At 52.0% G+C, this 19,807-nt stretch carries 20 protein-coding genes and 1 pseudogene; all 21 read left to right on the plus strand.

Annotation, left to right across the window (positions count from 1 at the left end):
- The first annotated feature begins 9 nt into the window (after nt 1-9).
- Entirely contained in the window at nt 10-1,017 is a 1,008-nt protein-coding gene (locus ALO_RS19740) for an ABC transporter substrate-binding protein (RefSeq protein WP_040294028.1), read from the plus strand.
- A gap of 88 nt (nt 1,018-1,105) precedes the next feature.
- Nucleotides 1,106-2,005 (plus strand): radical SAM protein, encoded by a 900-nt coding sequence (locus tag ALO_RS19745; protein ID WP_004099768.1) that lies wholly within the window; start codon nt 1,106-1,108, stop codon nt 2,003-2,005.
- Between the two features lie 124 nt (nt 2,006-2,129).
- Nucleotides 2,130-2,402 (plus strand): annotated as a pseudogene (locus ALO_RS19750) (pyridoxal-phosphate dependent enzyme); the annotation flags it as partial.
- A gap of 272 nt (nt 2,403-2,674) precedes the next feature.
- On the plus strand, nt 2,675-4,015 hold the full coding sequence (locus tag ALO_RS19755; protein WP_004099774.1) for a nitrogenase component 1: 1,341 nt from the start codon (nt 2,675-2,677) through the stop codon (nt 4,013-4,015).
- A 17-nt stretch (nt 4,016-4,032) separates the two neighbouring features.
- Entirely contained in the window at nt 4,033-5,553 is a 1,521-nt protein-coding gene (locus ALO_RS19760; RefSeq protein WP_004099776.1) for a nitrogenase component 1, read from the plus strand.
- 211 nt (nt 5,554-5,764) lie between these two features.
- Nucleotides 5,765-6,430 carry an amino acid ABC transporter permease gene (locus ALO_RS19765; RefSeq protein ID WP_004099781.1) on the plus strand — a complete coding sequence of 222 codons (666 nt, stop codon included), beginning with the start codon at nt 5,765-5,767 and terminating at the stop codon, nt 6,428-6,430.
- Nucleotides 6,411-7,088, plus strand: a complete 678-nt coding sequence (locus ALO_RS19770; protein WP_040294029.1) for an amino acid ABC transporter permease — start codon at nt 6,411-6,413, stop codon at nt 7,086-7,088. Before ALO_RS19765 ends, ALO_RS19770 begins: the two co-directional genes overlap by 20 nt.
- A gap of 6 nt (nt 7,089-7,094) precedes the next feature.
- Nucleotides 7,095-7,853 carry an amino acid ABC transporter ATP-binding protein gene (locus tag ALO_RS19775; RefSeq protein WP_004099784.1) on the plus strand — a complete coding sequence of 253 codons (759 nt, stop codon included), beginning with the start codon at nt 7,095-7,097 and terminating at the stop codon, nt 7,851-7,853.
- A gap of 24 nt (nt 7,854-7,877) precedes the next feature.
- Complete coding sequence (locus tag ALO_RS19780; protein ID WP_004099785.1) at nt 7,878-8,747, plus strand: cysteine ABC transporter substrate-binding protein; 870 nt, start codon at nt 7,878-7,880, stop codon at nt 8,745-8,747.
- Between the two features lie 174 nt (nt 8,748-8,921).
- Nucleotides 8,922-9,686: an alpha/beta hydrolase gene (locus tag ALO_RS19785; protein ID WP_004099788.1), complete on the plus strand. Its 765-nt coding sequence runs from the start codon at nt 8,922-8,924 to the stop codon at nt 9,684-9,686.
- A gap of 80 nt (nt 9,687-9,766) precedes the next feature.
- Nucleotides 9,767-10,060 (plus strand): DUF2325 domain-containing protein, encoded by a 294-nt coding sequence (locus tag ALO_RS19790; protein WP_004099789.1) that lies wholly within the window; start codon nt 9,767-9,769, stop codon nt 10,058-10,060.
- A gap of 275 nt (nt 10,061-10,335) precedes the next feature.
- Complete coding sequence (locus ALO_RS22960; protein ID WP_202945825.1) at nt 10,336-10,692, plus strand: hypothetical protein; 357 nt, start codon at nt 10,336-10,338, stop codon at nt 10,690-10,692.
- Nucleotides 10,689-11,468 carry a RuBisCO large subunit C-terminal-like domain-containing protein gene (locus ALO_RS19795; RefSeq protein WP_202945826.1) on the plus strand — a complete coding sequence of 260 codons (780 nt, stop codon included), beginning with the start codon at nt 10,689-10,691 and terminating at the stop codon, nt 11,466-11,468. Before ALO_RS22960 ends, ALO_RS19795 begins: the two co-directional genes overlap by 4 nt.
- Before the next feature lie 166 nt (nt 11,469-11,634).
- On the plus strand, nt 11,635-11,790 hold the full coding sequence (locus ALO_RS22660; RefSeq protein WP_169313161.1) for a hypothetical protein: 156 nt from the start codon (nt 11,635-11,637) through the stop codon (nt 11,788-11,790).
- Between the two features lie 74 nt (nt 11,791-11,864).
- A complete protein-coding gene (locus ALO_RS19805) occupies nt 11,865-13,037 on the plus strand; it encodes a M20 metallopeptidase family protein (RefSeq protein WP_004099796.1) in 1,173 nt (390 codons plus the stop codon).
- 172 nt (nt 13,038-13,209) lie between these two features.
- Nucleotides 13,210-14,031, plus strand: a complete 822-nt coding sequence (locus ALO_RS19810) for a MetQ/NlpA family ABC transporter substrate-binding protein (RefSeq protein WP_004099798.1) — start codon at nt 13,210-13,212, stop codon at nt 14,029-14,031.
- A gap of 130 nt (nt 14,032-14,161) precedes the next feature.
- The gene (locus ALO_RS19815; protein WP_004099800.1) at nt 14,162-15,448 is read left to right on the plus strand and encodes a homocysteine synthase; all 1,287 of its coding nucleotides are present in this window, start codon (nt 14,162-14,164) and stop codon (nt 15,446-15,448) included.
- A 95-nt stretch (nt 15,449-15,543) separates the two neighbouring features.
- On the plus strand, nt 15,544-16,665 hold the full coding sequence (locus ALO_RS19820; protein WP_004099801.1) for a trans-sulfuration enzyme family protein: 1,122 nt from the start codon (nt 15,544-15,546) through the stop codon (nt 16,663-16,665).
- A gap of 165 nt (nt 16,666-16,830) precedes the next feature.
- Nucleotides 16,831-18,318: a putative sulfate exporter family transporter gene (locus ALO_RS19825; RefSeq protein WP_004099805.1), complete on the plus strand. Its 1,488-nt coding sequence runs from the start codon at nt 16,831-16,833 to the stop codon at nt 18,316-18,318.
- Nucleotides 18,319-18,358: 40 nt separating this feature from the next.
- Nucleotides 18,359-18,532 carry a hypothetical protein gene (locus ALO_RS22665; RefSeq protein ID WP_004099808.1) on the plus strand — a complete coding sequence of 58 codons (174 nt, stop codon included), beginning with the start codon at nt 18,359-18,361 and terminating at the stop codon, nt 18,530-18,532.
- A 262-nt stretch (nt 18,533-18,794) separates the two neighbouring features.
- Nucleotides 18,795-19,628, plus strand: a complete 834-nt coding sequence (locus ALO_RS19830) for a 4Fe-4S dicluster domain-containing protein (protein ID WP_004099811.1) — start codon at nt 18,795-18,797, stop codon at nt 19,626-19,628.
- Nucleotides 19,629-19,807 lie beyond the last annotated feature (179 nt).

The raw sequence follows: 19,807 nt of genomic DNA on the forward strand, positions 1-19,807 counted from the left end.
GTGGATCTAATGAAACCCAGATTCAAAATGCTGATAGCCACTATGCTGTCAGCGGCGCTCCTGGTAGCGGGATGCGGTCAAAAAGCAGCGGCGCCCAAAGCCGGGGAGTATGTCCTGAAAGTCGGTTACAGCGGCAGCCTGTGCGAAGGTCCGGTGCACATGGCCTATGAAAAAGGTTTTTTTGCCGAAGAAGGTCTGAAAGTGGAGCTGATTAAACTGGCTCCCGGCACTGCCTTTGAAGCTATTACCGCCGGTCAGGTAGAAGCGGGCTTCGGCTTGTTGGCCAGCCTGATCCAGCCTCTTTCCAACGGTCTGCCGATTAAAATCACCACCGGCCTCCATACTGGCTGCGACAAGGTGTTGGTTCCTAAAACCTCCGGCATCAATACCGCTGCTGACCTCAAAGGCAAACGCATCGGCGTTCCCAGCCTGACCAGCAGCCCGATTATTTTCGCCAAGCGTGCCTTAGCTGCCGCCGGGATCGGCGTGAGCGAAAAAAACTTAGAAGTTGAATTTGTCGTGTTCAGCAACGCCGAACTGCCCCTAGCCTTGCAAAAAGGCGCTATTGACGCTATTGCCGCCAATGACCCGGTGGCCTCGATCGCCGCCAGGGAGTATAATTTGAACACTCTGCTGGATTCGGCGGTAACCGCTCCCTATCACGAGCAATATTGCTGCTCGGCGTATGTAAAAGATACTTTGGCCAAAAATAATCCGGAAATAGCCGCGAAATACACCCGTGCCATGCAGAAAGCCAGCGCCTATGTGGCTCAACATCCCGACGAAGTTGCCAAAATCCAGGTAGAGAAAAAGTATGTGGCCGGCGATGCCGCCTTTAATGCTCAGGTATTAAAGACCTTCAACTACATTCCCTCGGTGTCCGGCGCTTATGATGCCTTTGGCATAACTGCCGGCGAATTGCAGAAAGTCGGTATGCTTGGCGCTAACGTAGATGTGCCGGCCCTGCAAAAAAACAGCTTTGTTACTCTGCCGGGAGTTCCGGATACAGTAAAATAGTACCAAGCATCGCTCCGGCTGATTGGAAAACCGAAGGCCAGAGATACCCTATCTGGATATTTTTTCCATTTGAAAAGGGGGAAGTTCGATGAGTTTTTGCGCCAATCAGCCGGCGCCGGGTCGCTATAATCATCTGATCAAAAAACATCCTTGCTTCAACGGAGAAGCTCATGCCCGGTTTGGGCGGATTCATTTGCCGGTCAGCCCAGCCTGCAACATTCGGTGCCGGTTTTGTAAACGCAGCCTGAATAAGGATGAAAACCGTCCCGGAGTCAGTTCTTGCCTGTTAACAGCCCAAGAGGCACTGGAAACAGTGGAAAGAGCTCTGGGACTGTGCACCCAGATTACGGTGGCCGGCATTGCCGGACCGGGGGACACATTAGCCACCGGTCATGCTTTGGCTGCTTTCCGATTGATTCATCAGCGTTTCCCGCATCTGATCAACTGCCTGAGCACCAACGGGCTGCGGTTGCCTGATAAGGCCCGGGAAGCCGCGGAGGCCGGCGTCCGCACGATTACCGTGACTATGAACGGGGCTGATGTGGATACCGTCGCCAAGGTTTGCAGCTGCATTGTTTATCGCGGTCAGTATCTGACCGGCCGGTCGGCGGCCGAAAAGCTTTTGATATCCCAGCAGGTGGGAATCCGCCGGGCCGTGGACTTGGGAATTGCTGTCAAGGTTAATACGGTGCTGATTCCCGGCGTCAATGATCATCAGACCGGAGAAGTCGCCAGGCTGGCCGCGGCGGCAGGAGCGGAGTTCATCAATGTCATTCCCTTGATTCCCCAGCACGAATTTGCTAAATATCGGGCGCCTGACTGCCAGGAAATGAATGCGGCCAGAGAAGCGGCTGAACGTCACTTGCCGGTATTCCGGCATTGCCGGCGGTGCCGGGCCGATGCCTGCGGTATTCCCGGCGCGGGGATAGATTTCGCTGAACAGTTATATGGTCAGAGGGAAGCGGCAACTACCTTTTCCCATGGGTAGGAGGAATCCGAGAGGAGGAAAAGCATGTCGGCGAAAGTAGCTGTCGCCAGCAGCGACGGCAAATTTATCAACCAGCACTTCAATAAAAATGAAGACCAGCAAGGAATTTTTGAGTTCTTGGAAACATAAAATCCAGGGTATCGGCGCCGGATTTGTGCCGGATGTGATCAATGCCGGCATTATCGATCACATATTCAAGGTGAAGAATGAAGAAGCCTTTGAAACCTCTAAACGACTTGCGCGGGAAGAAGGACTGCTGGTGGGGATTTCCTCCGGGGCAGCGGCATTTGCCGCCCTGCAGCTGGCCAGCCGCGCCGAAAATAAAGGGAAACTGATTGTAACTATTTTACCGGATAATGGGGAGCGGTATCTCAACACCCCGCTATTTCAGGATTAGAGACCGTTGAAAAAGGCCCATCTGCGTCACTTCAGCCTCCTGCGGGCGGGCCTCTGAACGTACAGTCTCACGCCCGTCCTCGTCGCGCTGTATCAGAATTCATGACTTTTCAGAGAGTGGTGGTAGTAGTAGATGATTTCTCATCAGTGAAAAGTCATCTGAATTCTTCACAGTATGGAGACGCAGAGCGTCTCTCTGATCTAGCATCTGGACCTTTTTGAACGGTCTTGGGTGGTAGGGTGAAGCAGGTATAAGATAAGGAGGCCCAGATTATGACAAAATTCATTGAGCGTCCCCGGTTTCTTTGCGCTTTAGGCGGCGCTTTGGCCACGCTGAACGCCCTTCCCAAAGCCGTACCCATCATACACGCCGCTGCTGGCTGCGGCGGCAATATCGGCAATGCTCTGCACGGCGCTTCCGGTTATCTGGGGGGCGGTTATTGCGGCGGCTTGGCTACATCCAGTTCTAATGTCGCCGAAAAAGAAATTGTCTTCGGCGGCGAGGAGAGGCTGGCCGAACAAATCGCCAATACCCTGAAAATCATGAAGGGGGACCTTTACTTCGTAGTCACAGGTTGTATGACTGAAATCATTGGCGATGACGCCCTCAATGTCACCCGGCGTTTCCGGGAAAGCGGCGCTAACCTTCTGGCGGCAGACACCGGCGGTTTTTTGGGAAACTCCTACCGGGGCTACGAAATTGTGCTGGAAACCCTGTTTAAAGAGTTTGTGCCGGCTCAGGCGGTGAAAGATACTCAAACTGTAAATCTCTGGGGAGTTGTACCGGTGCAGGATGTTTTTTGGAAAGGCAACCTGGCGGCTGTCAAACAACTTTTGCACCAATTGGGATTAAAAGTGAACACTTTTTTCGGTGAAGGGGAAACGCTGGAAAACTTGCGCAATGCCGGCAAAGCCGCCCTCAATATCGTTCTTTCCGACTCTTGGGGCGTTCAGCCGGCCAAAGTGTTTTCTGAGATTCACAACACGCCCTACCTGACGACGCCTTTGCCCATCGGACCTACGGCTACGGCAGCGTTTTTGCGGGAGGTGGCTCAGACTTTGGGATTGACTGCCAAGACTGCCAATCAGGTCGTCAGTCAGGAGCAGGCCCGTTTTTACGACTATTTCACCCGCCTGGCCGATGGCTATAATGATCTTGACTTTCAGCGCTATGCTGTCATTGTGGCCGACTCCAACTATGCATCTTCACTGACGGCTTTTCTGGGAAACGATCTGGGCTGGCTGCCGGAAGTAGTAGTGATCACCGATGGTATGGAAGAGGAAAAACAAGGGCCGGTACTGGAACGGTTCAACCGCCTGCGCAAGGAGATTCGCCCGCTGGTGGCCTTTGATACAGACACAGCTTCAGTGGCAAAATACCTGGCCAAACGCTGGCCGCCCAACCGGGGCAGGCGCTACTATGATTCCTTCAGTCCCGCTTTTGTCCTGGGCAGCCTGTTTGACAAAGACCTGGCTGATGATTTGGGAGCATCCCATCTCAGTATTTCCTATCCCATATCCAACAGGGTCGTGCTGGACCGGGCCTATGCCGGCTGCTCCGGGGCCTTACGATTGGCAGAGGACCTATTGTCGCAATTAGTAGGAACTCGTTAAAAGGGGAGTGAGCCATTGTGGATTATATAAAAGAAAAAACACCACCGGTGCGGGAAGACCGCCTGAGAGTATGCAACGCTTACGGCGGCTCTTGCCCCGTTCTGGTGAAACAGTCCCGGAAAGGCTGCATCAACGGTCTGCGCCGCAGCTTCTCTCAGACCCAGGGGTGCCAGTTGAATTTAAGCCTGGCTTCACTAAACACCTTCCGGGATACAGTGATTATCGTCCACGGTCCGGTGGGCTGCGGCGGCAGTAATGTGTCTTCCGCCGGTTCCGTCAAAACCTTTAAGAAACTGCGGGATCCCCAGGCCCAGGGATTAATCTGGCTGTCCACCAATCTAGGCGAGGCTGATGTCATCCGGGGCGGGGAAACAGCGGTGCAGGAGGCTGTTTTTTATGCGGAACAGGAATTCCGGCCAGAGATTATAATGGTGGTCAACAGTTGCGTACCGGCTTTAATCGGCGACGATCTGGACGGGCTGCTGGCAGAACTGCAGCCTCAGGTCCATGCCAGACTGGCCCCGGTCCATTGCGAAGGGTTCAAGAGCAGGATCATGGCCAGCGCTTATGATGCAGTGTATCACGGCATTCTACGCAATCTTACAGCCCCGCCGGAAAGAGATAAATCTGTGATTTTGGATGAAACCGAAGAATTCCGCTGCAAATTGCGCAAAAGCCGTACCGTGAATTTACTCAATGTGTCTTCTATGAGCCGGGCCGATGAATTGGAATTATCCCGCCTGCTGCAGGCGCTGGGACTGACTGTCAATATTCTGCCTCACTTTGCTCATCCCGAACAGTTCAAAGAGGCCACTGAGGCAGCCTTGAACATCAGTATCTGCGCCACTCATGACGATTATTTCGTGGAGCATTTGCGCGACCTGTTCGGCATTCCCTTTATTCTGAACACCATTCCAATCGGTGTGAAGAACACCAACAAATGGATTTTGGATATCGCCGGCCATTTTGGCCTGGAGGAACAGGCTAAGCAACTGATTTCCCGGGAAAATGCCGAATTGGAAGAGGCCATCGCTCCATTCCGCCCCCAGTTTCAGGGCAAGCGGGTGCTGGCCTGCGCTGGTGAAATACGGGTTATCGCTACTGCCGAGATGCTGCAGTATTTAGGCATGGAGGTTATCGGACTGAGAGCCTATCATTACGATCAATTCGCCGATAATTTACTGGATGATCTGGCTAACAGAGAGAAAATTCCCATTAATGTGGCCACAGGTCAACCTTTTGAACAGGCCAATCTGATCGAAAAATTGAAACCCGATGTCTATCTGGGGCATGTCAACAACAACGGCTGGGCGGCGCGACACGGACTGCCGGTCCTGCCCATCTTCCAGCAGAGCAATAATTATATGGGCTATAACGGAACCTTTGAGGTTGCCCGCCGGCTGGCCCGGATCCTGCGAAACCCGGCCTTTAACCGCAATCTGTCCCAGAACAATGACCAGCCCTATTTTGATCATTGGTTTAAAGAAGAGCCGTTTTCTTATATCGATGGCAATGTGATTCTCGAAGGGGACCGTTGAAAAGGGCCCAGATTCGAGGATTGAGATGGTTGGAAAAAGTTCAAAAAGGAGCAGGTCAGGTGGAATTAAAAGAAAAATTTCCGCTTGACACGGTCGACCGCCTGGTGTATCTTAAGAAAGAAAAGATAACGGTGTGCTGATCAGAAGAACTGAAGGCCAAAATTTCCTGCTTGCAGGGGATTTTGGCCTTTTATTATTTATAAGGTGGTAGATGAATATCAACTGGGAGTTTATTATCAATAATGTGCCGCTTTATCAAAAGGCGGCCTGGATCACGCTAAAACTGGCGGCTTTCGGTATAGCGGCTTCTTTGGTTATCGGCCTGCTGTGCAGTATAGTCTTATATTACAAAGCGGCGGGCTTGCAGAAGGCGGTCCGGGTTTATATTGAGCTATCCCGTAATACGCCTCTGTTGATCCAGCTATTCTTTTTGTACTATGGCCTAACCAAGCTGGGCATCACCTTAAGCGAAGAGACTTGCGCCGTCCTGGGCCTGTCGTTTTTGGGGGGCAGTTATATGGCGGAAGCTTTTCGCGGCGGTATTGAGTCGGTAAGCCGGTCCCAGATCGAATCAGGCCTCAGCATTGGGCTGTCCAAAGTTCAACTGGTGCGCTATGTAATTCTTCCTCAGGCTGTAGCAATGACCATACCGGCCATCGGAGCAAATTGCATCTTCCTGCTCAAGGAAACCTCTATTGTCGGCGTTATCGCCATACCCGACCTGATGCATGTCACCCAGGATTTGATCGGCATGTATTATATGACCGTGGAATCTCTGGCGATGCTGGTGGTCTCCTATCTTATCCTGCTCCTGCCTCTGTCCGTTTTCTTAACCTGGCTGGAAAGGAAAGTGCGCTATGCTGAATTCGGGAATTAGCGTAATTACGGAAGGGATCAACTTGCAGCGGCTGATGGGCGGTTTACTGATTACAGTCCGTATCGCCTTTATCTCCCTGGCTGTTGGCTGCGCGCTGGGTATCCTGCTTGGTCTGGTCCGGACATCCCGCTGGAAAATCGTGCGATTTGCCTGTCGGCTTTATTTGGAAGTATTTCGCATTATCCCTATTCTGGTCTGGTTGTTTATTGTTTATTTCGGCGCCACCGGAGTCTTTGATATTCATCTGGACGGCGAAGTGGCGGCGCTGATTGTATTCAGCCTGTGGGGCGCCGCCGAAATGAGCGACCTGGTGCGGGGGGCGCTGGAGTCCTTGCCAAAGCATCAGATAGAATCGGGCCGGGCGCTGGGACTCAGCTTCTGGGGACTTTACCGCTATGTGCTGATCCCCCAGGCTGTAAGGCGGATGCTGCCCGGCGCTATGAATTTAGCCACCAGAATGATCAAAACAACTTCTTTGGTAGTCCTGATCGGCGTGATCGACGTAGTGAAGGTCGGTCAGCAGATTATCGAACTGTCCTTGTTAAAAACGCCGACTGCCTCTTTCTGGATTTATGGCTTGATCTTTTTGCTGTACTTTATTGTCTGCTATCCTCTGTCGAGACTGTCGAAGAAACTTGAAGATAGATGGGATAATTAGGGGGTTTTGGCTATTAGTGAACAGACACAAATCTTGCTTGCCATACAGAATTTACATAAAGAATATGACGGAGTGACGGTGCTGGACGGTATTAGTCTCAACATCCAAAAAGGAGAGGTCGTCGTTGTCCTGGGACCTTCCGGCTGCGGCAAAAGCACCCTGCTGCGCTGCCTGAACGGGCTGGAACCCGTACAGGGAGGAGAGATACGCTTCCATGGCGAGAACCTTGCCGCTTCCAATGTTAATTGGCAGGAATTTCGCCAAAAGATTGGCATGGTATTTCAGAGTTATGATCTCTTTCCCCATATGACAGTGTTGGAGAATGTCCTGCTGGGACCTTTAAAGGTGCAAAAAAGAGCCAGGAAAGAAGCTCAGGAACAAGCCGAGCAGCTGTTGGACCGGGTTGGTTTGCGGGACCGCAAAAACGCCTATCCCCGGCAGCTTTCCGGCGGACAGAAACAGCGCATTGCCATTGTTCGGGCCTTGTGCATGAATCCGGAAATGATGCTGTTTGACGAGGTGACGGCAGCCCTTGACCCGGAAATGGTGCGGGAAGTCTTGGACGTCATCCTGGGACTCGCCCGGCAGGGAATGACTATGTTGATTGTGACGCACGAAATGGGTTTTGCCCAAGCAGTTGCCGACCGTATCGTATTTATCGATCAGGGGAAAATCTGCGAAACTGCCAGGCCGGATGAATTTTTCACATCGCCCCGGACAGAGCGTGCACAACAATTTTTAAATATATTCCATTACGAAAAATAAAAGAAAAGAAGGGAACAGTGAAGCATGATAAACATCAAGAAGATCCTGACGGTCCTTTTCAGCGCCTTATTTTTAGCGGGAGTACTGGCCGGCTGCGGCTCAAGCCAAACCAGCGGCAAACCGGATGCCCAAAATAAAAGTGCGATTGCCGAAATTAAACAACGCGGCGTAGTGAAAATCGGCATCTTCGGCGACAAGCCGCCCTTTGGCTATGTGGATGCCCAGGGAAAAAACCAAGGCTTTGACGTATATATCGCCAAACGGTTCGCTAAAGATTTGCTGGGCGATGAGTCCAAAATTGAATTTGTATTGCTGGAACCGGCCAGCCGGGTGGAGTATCTGCAGACCAATAAGGTAGACATTGTTTTGGCTAACTTTACCGTGACTGAAGAAAGAAAACAAAAAGTCGATTTCGCCGACCCTTATATGAAAGTGGCTATAGGTGTGGTCTCCCCAACAGATGCTCCTATCACTTCCGCAGACCAGCTGAAAGGGAAAAAGCTGATTATCATAAAAGGTACCACGGCTGAAACATACTTTGCCAAAAACCACCCGGACGTGGAACAGCTGAAATTCGATCAAATTACCCAAGCTTTTGAGGCGCTAAAGGACAAACGGGGCGTTGCTTTGTCCCAGGATAATACCTTGTTGTTCGCCTGGGCCAGACAAAACCCCGGATTTACGGTGGGTGTGCCGACTCTGGGCAGCCTGGACACCATTGCTCCGGCCGTGAAGAAGGGTAATAAGGAATTGCTGGACTGGATCAATCGAGAATTAGAAACCCTCGGCAAGGAAAACTTTGTACATAAAGCCTATGAAGCCACGCTGAGACCGGCTTATGGCGATTCCGTCAATCCGGAAGACATTGTGGTGGAAGGCGGCAAACTGAAATAAGAAATTTCTCTTGACACCGGCAGTTCCCATGGTGTATCCTACAAAAAATATATATTGTTCTACGCTGATCAGACTACTGAAGGCCAAAATTTCCTGCTGGCAGGAGATTCTGGCCTTTTCTTTTCCGTACTTCCTAATTAATCCATACGGCGAACTACCGAAAGAAGGGAAAAAATGCAACAACAGCATGAATGGATTTTCAGCAGGAATAAACGACTCTCGGCCATGATTCATGCCGACAGCTTTACCGTGCAAAAGACGCCGGTTGTCATCTGCTGCCACGGCTTTACTGGCGACAAGATAGGCGCTAATCAATTGATGAAAAATATCGCTAAAGCTCTGGTTGTGGCGGGATTTATCGCTGTGCGGTTCGATTTTGCCGGTTCTGGGGAAAGCGAAGGGGAATTCGCCCAGGATACTACTGTCAAAGGCTGGCGGGAGGACCTGAAGAATGTGATTGCCTGGGTCAATAAGGTGCCGGAATTTGAAGGGCTGCCCATCTACTTGCTGGGACGCAGTCTGGGCGGACTGGTGGTTCTAAGCCATACTCAGGATTCCATAGCCGAGCGGCTGGCTCTGGCGCCAGTAGTGCATCCTGTGGCCAATTTTCAAACGGAAATTCTGGGGCCCGGCTTGTGGCGGCAATCGCTGTCTGGCCGGCCAATCGCGAATTTCTTGGGAAAGGGTTTCAGCATTGCTTCAAATTTTGTACAGGATCTAGCGGAGAACCGTTATGAGCCTCAGCAGCACAGCTCCCCGCTGTTGATTGTTCATGGCAATCAGGATGCCATCGTACCCCTAAGCGGTTCAGAGGAACTGTTCCGGGAATACCAGGGAGAGAAAGAGTTCAAGGTCATTGAGGCCGACCATGTATTCACCGGTAAGCATGAGGAATTGACTTCACTGCTAACCGGCTGGCTGGCAACAAAAATAGGCTGATCAGGCAACTGAAGGCATGAGACAGGACGGGATCTTGTTTCTCATGCTTTCTTTATTATTACAGATGAGGAGGAAAAGGCATGTCAGTGATGATTGTGGGCGCCGACCATTTGGGGACCCTTGAAAAAAAGCTGCAGGATATGGGGATTCCCGTGGCTGCGCATGTTACCGGGCGCAACGCCAATGATCAAAGTCGGATTCGCATCCCCAAAGCCACGTCTTTAGTCGTGGTAATGACGGATTATCTCAATCACAATACAGCCAGGTATATCAAAAAGTCGGCCAAATCCCAAGGCGTACCGCTGGTATTCGCCAAACGCTCCTGGAGCGACCTGCAGCAGCAACTGGAGCTTGCTGGAATCAGCGGTTTATGATAATGTATATACAAATTAAATTGATGATGCAAGGTACTAGAAATTTGTTGAAAAACACCTATGGCCTCGAATCTGAAACCGTTCAAAAAGGTTCAGATGCTAGGCGCGACGAGGACGCGCGCGAAAGCTGTACGTTTGTGTTTGTAAGGGTACGGTGAGCGCGCGCCCGCAGGAGCAACGACGCAGGTGGGCCTTTTTCAACGGTTTCCTGAGAGTGCGTGTCGTGGCGGCGTACAGTCTTAGCCTTTTGAACATTTAGGGGAGTGGATGGGTTGTTGTCGGGAGAACGTTTTCAGGTAATTTACTATTTGCCGGGCACTCGAGCCGATGCTTACGCCAGGGCCAGAGATATCTGCCTGGAGCAAACCGTGGAATTCCCGGAAGAATTATTGCCCGCCGGCTTTATCCGGGATGAGGTCGTAGGCCGGATCGAGAACTTTTTTGCCTGCTCCGACGGCTATCAGGCTGAAATCAGTTTTGCGGCGGAAACGGCGGCGGGAGAGCTGACGCAGCTGATGAATGTCATGTTTGGCAATATCAGCATCAAACCCGGCATCCGGGTGCTGGAATTCCGGCTGCCGCCTTCTCTGTTATCTGTCTTCCGCGGCCCCGCTTTGGCCGTGAGGGATTGAGAAAGCTTCTGGATGTCTATGACAGACCCCTGTTATTTACCGCCTTGAAACCCATGGGCCTGTCAGCCTGTCAGTTGGCAGATCTGGCCTATCAGCTGGCTTTGGGCGGCATGGATATTATCAAGGATGACCACGGACTGACCAATCAGCCTTTTGCTCCGTTTGAAGACAGAGTCCGGCTTTGCGTGGCCGCCGTGGCCCGAGCCAACCGGGAAACGGGCAATCGGGCCGTCTATGTACCCAATGTCACAGCCCCGGCCGATCAGGTGCTGCCCCGGGCCAAACTGGCCAAGGAACTGGGGGCCGGCGGACTGATGCTGGCCCCGGCTCTGGCAGGGATTGACGTTCTGCGTCAACTGGCGGAGGATGATAGCCTCAGCCTGCCAATCATCAGCCATCCGGCTTTTCAGGGAAGCTATGTATTAAGCCCGGAAAGCGGCATGAGCCACTATGCCCTGTTTGGTCAGCTGACCCGTCTGGCCGGAGCGGATGCCGTGATTTATCCCAATTTCGGCGGACGATTTTCCTTCAGCCGGGAAGAATGTCAGGCAATCGTCCAGGGCGCTGCCGCGTCCATGGGGCATATCAAGCCGATTTTCCCCAGTCCCGGCGGCGGCATGAGCCTGGAACGGGTTCCCGAACTCTTGGAGGTTTACGGCCGGGATGTGATCTTTCTGATTGGCGGCGGCCTGTTCAAGCATAGTCCGGACTTGCTGGGCAACTGTCGCTATTTTAGAAGGATTGTAGAAAAATTTAATGGAACACGGGTCTATTGACAAAAACACCCGGACATGGTATCGTTTGAGTCAAGTCAATTAAACAGGGGTTTGCTGATCAGAAACACTGAAGGCGCAAGGCGGGCTTATGCCCCCGATGCTTTTAGTGTTTTTATTATTAGCTGGCAGGAGCCGGCAGGCGGATATCGGAAAGGAGCAGAAGCGAATGGAGCAATTTATCGGCAGTGACGAACGGCAGTTCAACGGGGCAAATCCGGTATTGGAGCAAATTATTATTGTAATTCGGGAAGGGTTTATCGTTCAATTTCGTAAAAATCTCCAATATCCATTACTGGAAGGAGTAAACGGCGACGGTATCTGAGCCGGCCTGGAGGGATCGGCCAAAAGGAGTTAATGACCAGATCCAGTCGGACATTTTGACAGGGGTTGGCGACAGTGGACCCGTTTTATGAGCAGGCAATACACAATTTGCCTAAACTTGCGGCAATACGGCAGTTTATTCACCGCTATCCGGAACTCAGCTGGCAGGAATACCGTACGACCCGGTTTATCCGACGTCTGTTGACCAGGCTTGGGTTAACGCTGTTGCCATGGCCTCATCCCACCGGCGTATTGGCGGAGTTACGAGGAAGGCATCCGGGACCGGTTGCAGCTCTAAGGGCCGATATTGATGCGCTGCCCATCCAGGAACGAAACAGCGTAGGCTATATTTCCCGGCGTCAGGGCATGATGCATGCCTGCGGACATGACGCGCACACGGCCTGCCTGCTGGGAGCGGCATGCTTACTTACCGGCCGGGCCGAAGAATTGACTGGCAGTGTTCGCTTTATCTTTCAGCCGGCCGAAGAAACCGGCGGCGGCGCGATGTCTGTTGTCAAAAGCGGCGTCCTGGCCGGTGTTAACGCTATCTTTGGCCTGCATAATCAGCCCGAACCGCCGGTGGGGAGCATTGGAATCAAGGATGGCGCCCTGATGGCGGCGAATATTCCTTTTTACCTGAACATTACCGGTGTCGAGGGGCATGGGGCCATGCCGCATAAAGCCAGAGATCCTATTCTGGCGGCAGCCGACATCATTCAGGCACTGCAGGCGGTGGTCAGCCGGTTTACCGACCCGGCCGAGCCGCTGGTCCTGTCTATTGGAAAAATTCATGGAGGAACGGCTCGCAATGTCATTCCGCCATGTGTTGAAATGGAAGGGACAATACGCCTGACCAATACCCAAATAGTGAATGATCTTCTAAAAACCATAAAACGGGTTGTCCACTGCACTGCCTTGGCCATGGGAACAAAGGCGGAAATTAATTTCCTCCAGGGGTTTCCGCCGGTAGTCAATCCGCCGGAGCTGGCTGATTTCTGTCGAAGATCTTTGGGCGGTATATTCGGGGAGGGGAAAATTTTAGCGTCCCACCCCACGATGGCCACGGAAGATTTCAGCCAGTATCAGCAGCAAGTGCCGGGAATTTTTCTTTGGCTGGGTTCAGGCAATCGTGACCATGGCATCATCCATCCATGGCATCATGCTCAATTCAATATTGATGAGAAAATGCTTGCTTACGGCGCTGCCGCGCTGGCCAGACTGGCCTATGACCATAACGCGTCCGTTTAATAGTTACCGCCATTTAAAAACGCCGTTAAAAAATGTTGACGGCAGACAGGAAAAGTTCTACAATAAATTTTAATATGAAAGTTACGGCTGACTGTACCAGCGGAGGCCGGGCATAACAAGGTTATGTCCGGCCTCCGCTTTTTGCAGTCTGCTCCGACAGGAGGAAAGCATTGTGAAAAGACAAATTGTCAGTCTACTCGTTCTGCTCATCGCTCTAACCGGCATCATCACCGGGTGCGGCGGCGCAAAAGAAGAAAAGCCCGTGGCTGCGGAGAGAAAATCCATTAAGGTCGGGGTGTCGGCCGGACCTCACGCGGAAATTATGGAGGTCGTGAAAAAGATTGCGGCAAGAGACGGCCTGGACATCCAGATTGTCGAGTTTACCGATTACATGACGCCAAATATCGCCTTAAGCCAGGGGGATATCGACGTCAACAGCTATCAGCACCAGCCATGGCTGGATAATCAGATTAAGGATCGGAAGTATGAGTTTGTTTCAATCGCCAAAACTGTGATCTTTCCCATGGGGATTTATTCGAAACGGGTAAAAAACGCGACTGAGCTGAAAGAGGGAGCGACGATTGCCATTCCCAACGATCCGAGTAATAGCGGCCGGGCCCTGGCTATCCTGGAAAAAGGCGGAGTGATCAAGTTGAAGCCTGGGGCCGGTATTAAAGCAACTTTGGCAGATATTGCGGAAAATCCTAAAAAAATTAAGATAAGGGAGCTGGATGCGGCGCAAATTCCCCGTTCATTGGATGATCTGGATGCAGCCGCCATTAATACCAACTATGCCATAGTCGCCGGCTTAGTCCCGACCAAGGACGCCATTATTCTGGAAGATCCAGACTCACCCTATGCCAATCTGCTGGTGGTACGTAGGAAAGATAAGGACCAGCCGGTTTTTCGAAAATTGATCAAGGCTTACCACACTCCGGAAGTAAAGCAGTGGATTGAGGAAAAATATAAAGGCTCCTTTGTTCCGACTTGGTAATATTGCTATTTCCTTCTTTTCTTCATAGATGAGCCGTCTAACCGGCAGCACCCGGCGTGACGGCTCCCCCCTCCTTGTTTAAGATGTTTAAGGCAGCCGATTTTAAAAACCGAGAGGAGATTGTATGATTATGGCATTACCGGAAAACCTGCGTTTAGACACAATAGCTGTCCATGGGGGGCAGGAACCTGACCCGGTTACCGGGTCGAGAGCCGTGCCTATTTATCAAACTACCTCTTATAATTTCCGCAACGCCGAACACGCGGCCAATTTGTTTGGCCTCAAAGAATTCGGCAATATCTACAGCCGGATTATGAATCCTACCAATGACGTGCTGGAAAAGCGCATTGCAGCCCTGGAAGGCGGGGTAGGGGCGCTGGCCTTTTCTTCCGGGCATGCGGCGATCAGCGGCGCTATTTTTAATATTGCCCAGGCTGGGGATGAGATTGTCAGCTCTTCCACCTTATATGGCGGTACTTATAACATGTTCGCCTATACCTTGCCGCGTCTGGGAATTACCGTGAAGTTCGTTGATCCGAAAGACCCAGATAACTTCCGCCGGGCTATTACCCCGAAAACCAAAGCTATCTATGGTGAAACCATCGGCAATCCTAAAATTGATGTCTTTGATATTGAAGCAGTAGCTGCCATCGCCCATGAAGCAGGTCTTCCCCTTCTGCTCGACAGCACTTTCTCCACTCCGTATCTCACCCGGCCGATTGAGTTCGGCGCCGATATTGTCATCCATTCGGCCACCAAATTTATCGGCGGCCATGGCACCTCTATGGGCGGCCTGGTGATCGACGGCGGCAAATTCGACTGGACCAACGGCAAATTTCCTACCCTCACCGAACCGGACCCCAGTTATCACGGACTGGTTTACACCGAGGCCTTCGCTAATTTAGCCTTTATCCTTCGCCTGAGAGTTCAGGTTTTACGGGATTTAGGCGCGGCTTTGAGCCCCTTTAACAGCTTCTTGTTCCTGCAGGGTTTGGAAACATTGCATCTCAGGCTGCAGCGCCATAGTGACAATGTCCTGGCCATTGCCGGATACCTGGAATCTCACCCTCAGGTCACCTGGGTCAGCTATCCGGGCCTGGCCAGTCACCCTGATCATGCTCTGGCTAAAAAGTATCTGCCTAAAGGAGCCGGTGCTATTTTGACCTTCGGTATTAAAGGCGGATTGAAAGCCGGCAGAAAGTTCATTGATTCCCTCAAGCTATTTTCACTTTTAGCCAATGTAGGCGACGCCAAGTCCCTGGTCATTCATCCCGCCAGCACCACCCATTCCCAATTGACGACTGAGCAAAGAGCCGGCGCCGGCGCGCCGGATGAATTGATCCGTTTGTCGTTGGGCCTGGAGGACCCGGCCGATTTGATTGATGATCTGGAACAGGCTTTAATTGCAATACGGTAAATATTTCAGTTGATGCGGCAGTTTAGACAGGATAACCGGACCTGACAGGCTATCCCGTCGCTGTCATCTTGCAAGCCATGAAGGAGATAACTGCCATGAAACTTTCAACCAAGGCCATCCATGTTGGACACGATGTCGATTCACTGACCGGCGCGGTAGCACTGCCGCTTTATTTGTCGACAACATTTGAACGTGACCCTGACGGCGGCTATCCGCGCGGTTATGTTTATACCCGTCTGGACAATCCGAACCGGATGGCGCTGGAACAATCCCTATGCAGTCTGGAAGGAGGAAAGGCCGCCGCCGCTTTTTCATCCGGCCTGGCCGCTATTAACGCCCTGCTGCAGGGGCTGTCCGGCGGCGATCATATTGTCGTGTCGGATGAACTATATCACGGCACGGTACATATTATAAAGGATATTTACGGTCCATGGGGGCTTCAGGCTACCTTTGTGGATACCAGGGTCCCGGAATTGGTGCAGCAGGCAGTCCGGCCCAACACCAGGCTGGTGTATATCGAAACTCCCTCCAATCCCACCTTGAAAATTACCGACATCAGGGCCATTGCCGGTATTGCCCGCGCTGCCGGGGCAAAATGCGTCTGTGACAATACCTGGGCCACGCCGATCCTGCAGCGCCCGCTGGAACTGGGCGCCGACCTGGTCATCCAGTCCACGACCAAGTACCACGGCGGCCACAGTGATGTTCTGGGGGGAGCTCTGGTCAGCAAGGATGACGACGAATTCTTTGCCCGGATCAGAATGATCCAGCGGATTGGCGGTGCGGTGCCGGCGCCTTTTGACTGTTGGCTGATATCCAGGGGGATTCAGACCCTGCCCTGCCGGATGAAAGCGCAAACCCGGATTGCCGCCCAAATTGCCGCCTTTCTGGAAAGTAAGCCTCAGGTGGAAAAGGTCTATTACCCCGGGTTGGCCAGTCATGAGGGCCATGCTGTTGCTGCCCGTCAAATGGACGGCTTCGGCGCCATGCTGTCGTTTCAGGTGCGCGGAGGCCGGGAAGCGGCCCTGGCCGTAACCGGCAAGGTGAAAATCATTACGCCGGCGACCAGCCTGGGCGGTGTGGAGAGTCTGATTGAACACCGGAAATCGATCGAAGGACCTGACAGCCGCACCCCGGATAACTTGCTGCGGCTGTCGGTGGGCCTGGAAGATGTGGAGGATCTGAAAACAGATCTGGAGACCGCTCTTGCGGGATAAGATAATTGAATCAAATGGCTGATTAGAAGGCTAAAGGCCAAAGAATGTTGTAGAGCATTCTTTGGCCTTTTTCTTTTTAGCCGGCAACAGAGTAAGGGGGTGGTAAGGACGATAATAAACAGGAGTTCCAGCATAGTTAAGCTAAGAAAGGCAAGGTGAAGTTTGATGAGTATTGAAAATCCATCAATCTATGACCAGAAAACCGTACTCAAAAGTGAAGACTGGTGGGCGGTATGGCTTGGTTTGCTCATCGTCGTTCTTGGCGCCGGCCGTATTTGGGGCAGTGATTGGTTAGGCTGGGTAGTGAGTTATAACGTCTGGATAGACACTGCCAAAGTGTTTAGCCCCAATTCCCAAGCTTATTCCGCTCTGGGCGGCTGGGGTTCCGCCATCGTTACCTACCTTTTTGTGCTGGTCATTACTACATTAGGCGCTGTTATCATGGGCAGCAAACCGGTACGGTTTGTGACCGGCTTTACGATTATTTATTGGATTACCGCTATTTCCACGATTCTGGGCAACTATGCCTATCTGGCGGCCACTCCCGACAAAGCGGCGAGTTTCAAAATACCCTGGTCTTTAAGTCTTGGCGAGTTGGGCTTTGTTTTCGCCTTGATCATCGGTCTGATTCTTAGCAATTTTTTCCCTCGCGCCGCTGCATTTTTAGTGGATGCTGCCAGGCCAGAATGGTATATCAAAACAGGGATTGTTATATTAGGGATGGCGATTGGCATCAAGACGGTAAGTGCGCTTGGCCTGGCCGGTACAGTGATTTTCAGGGGGCTTTGCGCCGTGCTGGAGGCCTATTTGATTTATTGGCCGGTGGTGTATTTTATCTCCCGCCGTTACTTTAAATTCACCCCCGAGTGGGCGGCCCCCCTGGCCTCCGGTATATCCATATGCGGTGTAGCTGCGGCTATTGCCACCGGCGGCGCCATTCGGGCCCGTCCCATTGTGCCCGCCATCCTGGCGTCGGTCATTATCGTCTTTGTCGCGATTGAGATATTGTTCCTGCCTTGGCTGGCCACCGCTTTTTTAGTCAACGAGCCGATGGTCGCCGGCGCCTGGATGGGGCTGGCCGTTAAAAGCGACGGCGGCGCGGTTGCCAGCGGAGCTATTACCGATGCCTTAATTCGAGGCAAGGCACTGGCCTTGCAAGGCATCCACTACCAGGAAGGCTGGATTTTAATGGCCACTACCACTACCAAATTGTTTATCGATGTGTTCATTGGCGTATGGGCCTTTCTTCTGGCTGTGATCTGGTCGGTATACCGACTTAACGGAAAACCGGGAGAAGCGAAAGGCGAAACGGCTAAGATATCCAAACGGGAAATTTGGGACCGTTTCCCCAAATTTGTCCTTGGCTTTATCGCTACTGCCCTGGTCTTGTTCCTCATCGGCATATACAATCCGCCGGTTGTAAAGGCGGCTGAGGCCGGCGCTAACCAGGCAAATCTGCTGCGGGGAATATTCTTCGGCTTATGCTTCTTTTCCATAGGATTGATCACCAATGTGCGCAAACTGTGGGATGCGGGCCTGGGCCGCATTATCGGCGTGTATGTCGTTGCTTTGTTTGGTTTTATTCTCTGGGTAGGTTTGTTTATTTCCTGGCTGTTCTATCATGGTATCAAGCCGCCTGTAATTGGCGGTTAAGCGGTTCAGTTCTGCAATACATGACAAGGGGGAAAATATAATGGCCAACACGGGCGTTTCGGCTCCGATCCGACCGGCTGCACGGGAAGAGGCGATACCGGAGCAAGAATGGTTTGATCTCCAGCCGATTGAAAAAAAACTTTGCGGTTATTCATTCGGCTTGGGCGTTGCCTTACTGGTCGTATTCATCGTTATATTTGAAGTGTTGCATTAAATTTTGCTATCGGGAACGGCCCCGTCACGGCGGGGCCGTTAAACATAATTGACGGGATAAGGCAAGGCTTGACAGCAACCATGGTCTATGGTACAAATATATAAAGATTAATACGGGATACAGGCAATTGATGCGGCTGATCAGGCAACTGAAGGCTAAAGACGAGTGAACGTCTTTAGCCTTTTTTATTTTCCGGTTTGACCGGCATGTCAATATGGTATCCCCAAAACCACGCTAACGGCGAGGAGAGATGAAATAAAAAATGGACACTGAGATTAAACAAGAGCTGACGCAATTTGCGCGAAATCTGGGGGCGTCTTTGATCGGGTTTGCCCCTGTCACCCGCTGGGATGAGTTCAACGAAGTGGAGATTCCCTATCGCCCTCATAACATCTGGCCTGAGGCAAAGACGGTCATCGTGATCGGCGTGCCGGTTCTGCTGCCGATATTGGAGACTACCCCTTCAATCAACTATGTGGAACAATACAACACTGCCAATATTCTGCTTGACCAAATAGCCTACCGTCTGGCCGTTCACTTAAATGACCGGGGGCATGGGTCCATGTTCTTCCCCCGTGACGGCTACGGCGACATCAAAATATTGATTGAAAAGCCCAAGGCATCTTTCAGCCATGTATTTGCCGGCAAATATGCCGGATTGGGAACAATCGGCTTTAATCATACTTTGTTGACGGAACAATACGGGCCGAGAGTCCGTTATGCTTCGGTATTTACCAGTCTGGCGCTGGAGGGCGGCCCTATCCTGACCAGGGAGCTTTGCACCCAATGCCGGGATTGTCAGAAGGTCTGTCCCAGTCAGGCGTTTACCCCCCGTGAGGGCCAGGTGATTTCCGCTATGGATAAAGTAGCCTGCGCCAAGCATCATGCCCAAATACGGGATGAACGCCGCTTTCCCTGCGGCATTTGCATCAAGGTATGTCCGATCGGGAAGGACAGACTTTTATATAACAGCACAGACAAGACTCAACTCTATCTTGAGGAAAAGGCGGCGATAGAAGAAAATCCCCAGGATCCGCGATACAGCAGCTGGGTTCATGTGCGCGAACATGGGTCGAGAGGCGGACGCATCTGCTAGGGGACCGTTGAAAAAGGCCCATCTGCTTCGTTGCTCCTGCGGGCGCGCGCTTGCCGTACCCTCTCGAACGTACTGTCTGCGCGCGCGTCCTCGTCGCGCTATCAGAATTTGTGACTTTTTGGGAGATAGGTAGTAGTAGATGTTTTCCCATAAGCCGAAAAGTCACTTGAATTCTTCAG

The organism is Acetonema longum DSM 6540, from assembly GCF_000219125.1.
Taxonomy (GTDB): domain Bacteria; phylum Bacillota; class Negativicutes; order Sporomusales; family Acetonemataceae; genus Acetonema; species Acetonema longum.

Excerpts from the sequence above, each read along its gene's own strand:
- ALO_RS19740 (WP_040294028.1), top strand. The coding sequence starts at position 10 with ATGAAACCCAGATTCAAAATGCTGATAGCCACTATGCTGTCAGCGGCG.
- ALO_RS19745 (WP_004099768.1), top strand. The coding sequence starts at position 1,106 with ATGAGTTTTTGCGCCAATCAGCCGGCGCCGGGTCGCTATAATCATCTG.
- ALO_RS19755 (WP_004099774.1), top strand. The coding sequence starts at position 2,675 with ATGACAAAATTCATTGAGCGTCCCCGGTTTCTTTGCGCTTTAGGCGGC.
- ALO_RS19765 (WP_004099781.1), top strand. The coding sequence starts at position 5,765 with ATGAATATCAACTGGGAGTTTATTATCAATAATGTGCCGCTTTATCAA.
- ALO_RS19770 (WP_040294029.1), top strand. The coding sequence starts at position 6,411 with ATGCTGAATTCGGGAATTAGCGTAATTACGGAAGGGATCAACTTGCAG.
- ALO_RS19780 (WP_004099785.1), top strand. The coding sequence starts at position 7,878 with ATGATAAACATCAAGAAGATCCTGACGGTCCTTTTCAGCGCCTTATTT.
- ALO_RS19785 (WP_004099788.1), top strand. The coding sequence starts at position 8,922 with ATGCAACAACAGCATGAATGGATTTTCAGCAGGAATAAACGACTCTCG.
- ALO_RS19790 (WP_004099789.1), top strand. The coding sequence starts at position 9,767 with ATGTCAGTGATGATTGTGGGCGCCGACCATTTGGGGACCCTTGAAAAA.
- ALO_RS22660 (WP_169313161.1), top strand. The coding sequence starts at position 11,635 with ATGGAGCAATTTATCGGCAGTGACGAACGGCAGTTCAACGGGGCAAAT.
- ALO_RS19815 (WP_004099800.1), top strand. The coding sequence starts at position 14,162 with ATGGCATTACCGGAAAACCTGCGTTTAGACACAATAGCTGTCCATGGG.
- ALO_RS19820 (WP_004099801.1), top strand. The coding sequence starts at position 15,544 with ATGAAACTTTCAACCAAGGCCATCCATGTTGGACACGATGTCGATTCA.
- ALO_RS19825 (WP_004099805.1), top strand. The coding sequence starts at position 16,831 with ATGAGTATTGAAAATCCATCAATCTATGACCAGAAAACCGTACTCAAA.
- ALO_RS22665 (WP_004099808.1), top strand. The coding sequence starts at position 18,359 with ATGGCCAACACGGGCGTTTCGGCTCCGATCCGACCGGCTGCACGGGAA.
- ALO_RS19830 (WP_004099811.1), top strand. The coding sequence starts at position 18,795 with ATGGACACTGAGATTAAACAAGAGCTGACGCAATTTGCGCGAAATCTG.